Origin of the sequence: Azonexus sp. (genome assembly GCF_036170495.1) — a bacterium.
In the GTDB taxonomy this organism is placed as follows: domain Bacteria; phylum Pseudomonadota; class Gammaproteobacteria; order Burkholderiales; family Rhodocyclaceae; genus Azonexus.
The window spans coordinates 1-5,907 of sequence record NZ_JAVHPH010000085.1 but is presented as its reverse complement, the minus strand read 5'-3'; the positions used below and the strand labels follow the sequence as shown (position 1 = coordinate 5,907).

The 5,907-nt window shown below is 62.4% G+C and carries 8 protein-coding genes; 4 read left to right on the top strand and 4 right to left on the bottom strand.

All coding sequences use genetic code 11. From position 1 onward, the window contains the following. Together ADADOO_RS02835 and ADADOO_RS02830 are read left to right on the top strand one after the other, a co-directional pair. A partial coding sequence (locus ADADOO_RS02835; protein WP_511274841.1) for an SH3 domain-containing protein occupies positions 1–332 on the top strand: 332 nt, incomplete at its 5' end. Further along, a complete protein-coding gene (locus tag ADADOO_RS02830) occupies positions 329–1,318 on the top strand; it encodes an NAD(P)H-dependent glycerol-3-phosphate dehydrogenase (protein WP_511274839.1) in 990 nt (329 codons plus the stop codon). The genes ADADOO_RS02835 and ADADOO_RS02830, both read left to right, overlap by 4 nt. Here the strand turns inward: ADADOO_RS02830 and ADADOO_RS02825 are convergent. Continuing rightward, on the bottom strand, positions 1,315–1,779 hold the full coding sequence (locus tag ADADOO_RS02825) for a tRNA (cytidine(34)-2'-O)-methyltransferase (RefSeq protein ID WP_511274837.1): 465 nt from the start codon (positions 1,777–1,779) through the stop codon (positions 1,315–1,317). The genes ADADOO_RS02830 and ADADOO_RS02825 overlap by 4 nt on opposite strands. 44 nt (positions 1,780–1,823) lie before the next feature. Next, on the bottom strand, positions 1,824–2,567 hold the full coding sequence (locus tag ADADOO_RS02820) for a ComF family protein (protein ID WP_511274835.1): 744 nt from the start codon (positions 2,565–2,567) through the stop codon (positions 1,824–1,826). Positions 2,568–2,623: 56 nt separating this feature from the next. On the opposite strand from ADADOO_RS02820, the gene bioB reads away from it, so the two are divergent. Both bioB and ADADOO_RS02810 read left to right on the top strand, forming a co-directional pair. After that, positions 2,624–3,607: a biotin synthase BioB gene (gene bioB, locus ADADOO_RS02815; RefSeq protein ID WP_511274834.1), complete on the top strand. Its 984-nt coding sequence runs from the start codon at positions 2,624–2,626 to the stop codon at positions 3,605–3,607. Continuing rightward, the gene (locus ADADOO_RS02810; protein WP_511274833.1) at positions 3,604–4,497 is read left to right on the top strand and encodes a methyltransferase domain-containing protein; all 894 of its coding nucleotides are present in this window, start codon (positions 3,604–3,606) and stop codon (positions 4,495–4,497) included. The genes bioB and ADADOO_RS02810 overlap by 4 nt, the downstream gene beginning before the upstream one ends. A gap of 56 nt (positions 4,498–4,553) precedes the next feature. On the opposite strand, the gene msrQ is transcribed toward ADADOO_RS02810, so the two are convergent. Together msrQ and ADADOO_RS02800 are read right to left on the bottom strand one after the other, a co-directional pair. Beyond that, the gene (gene msrQ / locus ADADOO_RS02805) at positions 4,554–5,219 is read right to left on the bottom strand and encodes a protein-methionine-sulfoxide reductase heme-binding subunit MsrQ (protein WP_511274831.1); all 666 of its coding nucleotides are present in this window, start codon (positions 5,217–5,219) and stop codon (positions 4,554–4,556) included. Between the two features lie 230 nt (positions 5,220–5,449). Further along, positions 5,450–5,907 (bottom strand): HDOD domain-containing protein (locus ADADOO_RS02800; protein WP_511274829.1); only part of this gene is annotated, 458 nt, incomplete at its 5' end.

The window sequence follows — 5,907 nt, the reverse complement described above, 5'->3', positions numbered from 1 at the left end:
CGTCGCTGCAGGGCAAGAAGCTCTACCTGATCAAGGCGCAGACGCCGGTCGAGGTGGTCGTCAAGCTCGAGGGCTGGTGCAAGGTGCGCGATGCCGAAGGCACGCTGGCCTGGCTGGAGTCGCGCAATCTCGTGGACAAACGGACGCTCGTCGTGACCGCGCCGAAGGCGGAAATCCACCCGTCGGACAAGCCGGAATCCCCGGTTCTGGCCGAACTGGACAAATGGGTGGCCGTTGAATTCATCGAACCCGCTTCGCCGGGCTGGGCCAAGGTGCGCCATCGCGACGGCGCGACCGGCTACATTCGTTCGACGCAGGTCTGGGGTCTATGAAAGTCACGCTACTTGGCGCTGGCGCCTGGGGCACGGCGCTGTCGATTGCCTTTGCCGGCAAGCATGAGTTGACGCTGTGGTCGCGCGAAGAGGATGTTGCCGCCGACCTGGTGGCGACGCGCGAAAACCACCGTTTTTTCCCGGGCTACAAGTTGCCCGATTCGGTTGCGGTGGCGACGGATTTCGAGGCCGCCGTGGCTGGCGCGGAATTGCTCATCGTGGCGACGCCGATTGCCGGCTTGCGGCCGACGGTCGAACGCCTCAAGGCGATCGGCTGCGCGCTGCCGGTGTTGTGGGTGTGCAAGGGATTCGAGGCGGGAACGGGCAAGCTACCGCACCAGGTGGTGAGTGAGGTGCTCGGCCAGCAGGTCTTGTGCGGCGCGTTGTCCGGCCCCAGCTTTGCCGAGGAAGTGGCGGCCGGGCAGCCGACCGCCGTGGCGCTGGCCGGTAGCGACCCGGCCTTCGCCCGCGAAACGGCGCGCCAACTCCATACGGCGCGTTTGCGCATCTACGCCAACGATGATCTGGTTGGCGTCGAGGTCGGTGGTGCCGTCAAGAATGTGTTGGCCATTGCCACAGGCGTTTGCGATGGACTTGGGCTGGGCCTGAATTCCCGGGCAGCGCTGATGACCCGCGGCCTGGCCGAAATTGCCCGGCTTGGCTTGGCGCTCGGTGCTGATCGGCAGACTTTCATGGGGCTGGCCGGCATGGGCGACCTGATCCTGACCTGTACCGGCGACTTGTCGCGCAACCGTCGCGTCGGTCTGGCCCTGGCTCAGAACAAATCCCTGCCGCAGATTCTCGAAGAGCTCGGCCATGTCGCCGAAGGCGTTTATACCGCCCGCGAAGTGGATCGCCTGTCGAGCCAGCTCGGCGTCGATATGCCGATCAGTGCCGCCGTGGCGGCCGTGCTGGATGGTCGTCTGACTGCCGCGCAGGCCGTCGAGCAGTTGATGGCGCGCGATCCAAAAGAAGAATTGGCTTAGTTCGAGCCCGTAAAACCGGCCTGGCGCCAGGCTTCGAAGACGGTGACGGCGGCAGCGTTGGAGAGATTGAGGCTGCGCTGTCCGGCCTGCATCGGCAGGCGCAGTCGATGTTGCGGCGGAAACCCGGCGAGCACTTCGGGCGGTAGGCCGCTGGTTTCGCGACCAAAAACAAACACGTCGTTTTCCTGCAACGCCGTATCGAACGGACTGCCCGTGCCCTTGGTCGTTATGGCAAACAGGCGCCGGCCGGCCAGTGCCACCTTGCAGGCGGCCCAGTCGGCGTGATGCACGACGCGGGCGTATTCGTGATAATCCAGTCCGGCCCGGCGCAAGCCCTTGTCGGTGATGTCGAAGCCGAGCGGCTCGACCAGGTGCAACTCGGCCCCGGTGTTGGCGCACAGACGAATGATATTGCCCGTGTTGGGCGGAATTTCGGGCTGGTAGAGAACGACAGCAAACACGCGGCGGCTTTCGAGCGATGAAGGGGACGAATTAGAGCACGGTTTCAGTGCCTTAGCGCGCGGGCGATGACGGCGACCGTGACCTCGGCGGCGCCATGCAGTTTGAGCACCCGGGCGCATTCGTTGGCCGTGGCGCCGGTGGTCATCACGTCGTCGATAAGTAGCAGGCGCTGGCCGGTAAAGTCCTGCCGACACTCGAAGGCGCCGCGCACGTTTTTGTGGCGTTCCTTGTGCGGCATGCTGGCTTGTGGCTGCGTCACCCGCGTGCGCAGGACGTTCCCACGGTCAACCGGAATTTTTGCCCAAAATTGAAATGCCCTGGCGATCTCGGCGGACTGGTTGAAACCTCGTTCCTGCAGACGTTCGGGGTGCAAAGGCAGGGGGACGAGGCAATCGAAGGCGTCGGCATCGGTCAGTCCGGCCAGCTTTTGCCCGGCCCAGTTGGCCACCGCCAGTTGGTGCCCGTACTTGAGGGCATGAACGAGGCGATCAACCGGAAAATCGTAGCAATAAAGGGCGATGCTCCGGTCGAAATACGGCGTCTCGCGCAGGCAGGCACCGCAACGTTCGCCATGCGTGGTCGGCGCGGCGCAGATCGGGCACAGGGCCTCGGGCAACGGCGGAAGATCGTTCGTGCACGGCGGACAAAGCAGGTTTCCCCGGCTGTCGGCGCTGCAGAGCAGGCAGCTGCCCGGCAAGGCGGCATCGAGGATTTTCCGGCTGAGCCGTTTGAGCCCATCGGGCTGGGGTAAAATTGACAGCCAGCCAGCGTGTCCGCGATAATCCATAATTACCGATACGTTTCGTGTCTGATTTTTATAGCATTTTTCACGCAAGGCCTTCCATGCAAGCTAGCTCCGTCGCCGCTGTTTCGTCTGTTTCCCAGTCTGTTTCCACCCGTCTCTGGACGGTTGCTGACGTGCTCGCCCTCTACGAGTTGCCGTTGATGGACCTGATCTGGCAGGCGCAGGGTGTGCACCGCGAAAACTTCGATCCGAACGCCATTCAACGCTCGACGCTGCTTTCGGTCAAGACCGGCGGCTGCTCGGAAGATTGCAGCTATTGCTCGCAGTCGGCCCGCTACGACACCGATACCGAGCGCGAACGCCTGATGCCGCTCAACGAGGTGGTTGCCGCCGCTCAGGCCGCCAAGGCCAAGGGGGCTTCGCGCTTCTGCATGGGCGCCGCCTGGAAGGGGCCGAAGGACAACGATCTCGATCGCGTACTCGACATGGTTCGCGAAGTGAAGGCGCTGGGCATGCAGACCTGCGTGACGCTCGGCATGCTCAAGGAAGGCCAGGCGGAAAAGCTCAAGGACGCCGGCCTCGACTACTACAACCATAATCTGGATACCGACAAGGAGTTCTACGGTCAGGTCATCAAGACGCACACCCAGGACGACCGCCTCGATACGCTCGAACAGGTCCGCGATGCCGGCATCAACGTCTGTTCGGGCGGCATCATTGGCATGGGCGAGTCGCGCAAGAACCGCGCTGGCCTGCTCGTCCAGCTGGCCAATCTGCCCAAGGCGCCGGAGTCGGTGCCAATCAACAACCTCGTGCCGATTCCCGGTACGCCGCTGGCTGACAAGGATAGGCTCGACCCGTTCGAGTTCGTGCGCACCATCGCCGCGGCCCGCATCATGATGCCGACTTCCTGGGTTCGCCTGTCGGCCGGTCGTCAGGAAATGAGCGACGAACTGCAGGCCCTGTGCTTCCTGGCCGGTGCCAATTCGATGTTCTACGGCGATTTCCTGCTGACCACCGGCAATCCCGACATCGAACGCGACGACGCCTTGTTTGCCCGTCTCGGCGTCAAGGCGATTTGAGCCTGGCAAGTTCTCACTCGGGTTTCGTCGACCGGCAGCATGTCGGTCGGCGCTTCGCCCGAGTCGCGGCAAGTTACGGCGAAGGCGATTTTTTCGCCCGTGAAGTCGATCGCCGGATGCAAGAGCGGCTCGATTTCGTCAAGGTCGAACCGAAGCGGATTCTCGACCTCGGTTGCAGTCGTGGCGGGAGCTTTCCGGGCTTGTCCGCCCGTTATCCCAAGGCTGAACTGATCGGTCTGGACGTTGCGCCGGCCATGCTTTCTGCCGGCCGTACCCCGCGTGCCGCCTGGCAACACTGGCTCGGCATCGGCAGGAACGCCGAGCCGCTTCGCCTCGCTGCCGATGCGGCCAATTTGCCCCTGAAATCGCGGTCGACCGCAATCGTCTGGTCCAACCTGCTGTTGCACTGGCTGGACGATCCGATTCCAGCACTGGCCGAAACGCATCGTGTGCTCGAAGTCGGCGGCCTGCTCATGTTCTCGACGCTTGGCCCGGATACGCTCAAGGAATTGCGGTCAGCGTTTGCCGATGGCTACGCCCATACCCAGCGTTTTGCCGACATGCACGACCTCGGCGACATGCTGGTCGGCTGCGGTTTCGCCGACCCGGTGATGGACATGGAAGTCATCACGCTGACCTACGACGATGTGGACGCCATGTTCGCCGAATTGCGCGCTGCCGGCTCGTCGTGCGCCATGAAAGCCCGGCGCCACGGGATGACCGGCCGGAAATCCTGGGAAAACGGCAAGGCGGCCTACGAAGCGATGCGCAAGGATGGCCGGCTGCCGGCGACCTTCGAGGTCATCTACGGCCACGCCTGGAAGGCCGAGCCGAAGAAAACGCCAGACGGCCGTGCCATCGTTCGCTTCGACCTGCCGCGCAAGGGCTGAGCGGCATTTCGATTTTGGCTGTTATTTCCGGTTGACCGTGGAAATGCCCGGCGCGATCAATTCGGCTTCTGCTTGAAGAATTTCAATGGCTTGACAGCCGCACTCTGCGGTACCGGGATCGCCTTGCGCTTGCGTTCGCGAATCCGCCAGCCGAGTAGCATGGCCACGGCGATGGAGTAAGCCAGCGGCCAGAGCAGCGCGCTAGCCTTGACCAGCCAGAAATAATGCACCGTGGCGAGAATGCTGATCAGGTAGATGCTGCGGTGCAGTTCCTGCCACTTCCGCCCGCCCAGCTGGCGAATCGCCCAGTTGTTCGAGGTTGCGGCCAGTGGCACGAGCAAGAGAAAGGCAGCAAAGCCGACCGTCACGAAGGGGCGCTTGAAAATATCCTTGGCGATGTCGTCGATCACGAAGTCATGGTCGAAGCCGATGAAACTCAGGAAGTGCAGCGTGGCGTAGAAAAAACAAAATAGCCCGAGCATGCGCCGCAGCCGCGTCAGCCAGTGTATTTGCGTGATCGCCCGTAGCGGCGTTACGCAGAGCGTGATAAGCAGGAAGTTGAAGGTCCAGGTGCCCGTCCAACGCTGGACGAATTCGACCGGGTTGGCGCCGAAATCGTCGGTGTAGGCGGCCCAGGCCAGGCGCAGCGCGGGGATCAGGCAGAGGGCGAAGAGGGCTGTTTTGATGCCGCCCAGTTGGCGATTGTCGGGGTTGAAGCTCATGTCAGAAATTTTTCCGTAAATCCATGCCGGCATATAGACCGCCGACCTGCATAAAATTGGGGGCGGTGATTTCAGCGTTTTGGATGGTCGGGCCGTGGTGGATCAGCATGGTAGTGCCTGGAAGCTTGCGTGCCCAACCGTCGGCATTTTTCCCGAATCCTTACAACCGAGGTCGGGGAATGCCAAATTTGCGGCTGGCTGGACTTCAGACTATCAGGATGTCCGCAGGTTCAGGCAGAAAGCGCAGCGCGCAATTCGACGATGTCTTCTTCGGCCGTCTGCAGCAGATCGGCATAGCGTGCCCGGTCAGCTTCGCGCCTTGCCTCTTCATCGGCGTCATGTGTGTTGTTTTGCCATGGCAGGCCGTTGTCAGCTAGCGCGATGGCAAAATAAAGAATATCGCTGATGGTGCAGGGCGTTTCGACCGGGCTCAAATGGCTCTGGTCGCGCACGGCGTCGGTGATCGACGCCGGTAGCCCGAGAATGTGCAACAGGCTCTCGCCTATCCCTTCGTGCCAGCCAGCCAGCAGTTCGATCATGGCGGCCTCGTCATTGCGGTATTCGGGGTATTCCGCCGCCCGAAACAGCAGGTAAAAAATGCCGATGTTGTGCACCAGTCCGGTCAGCATTGCGTTGTCCGGCTGGACTCGACCCAGATGGCGCGCCAGCACGCGGGCGATTGCGGCAA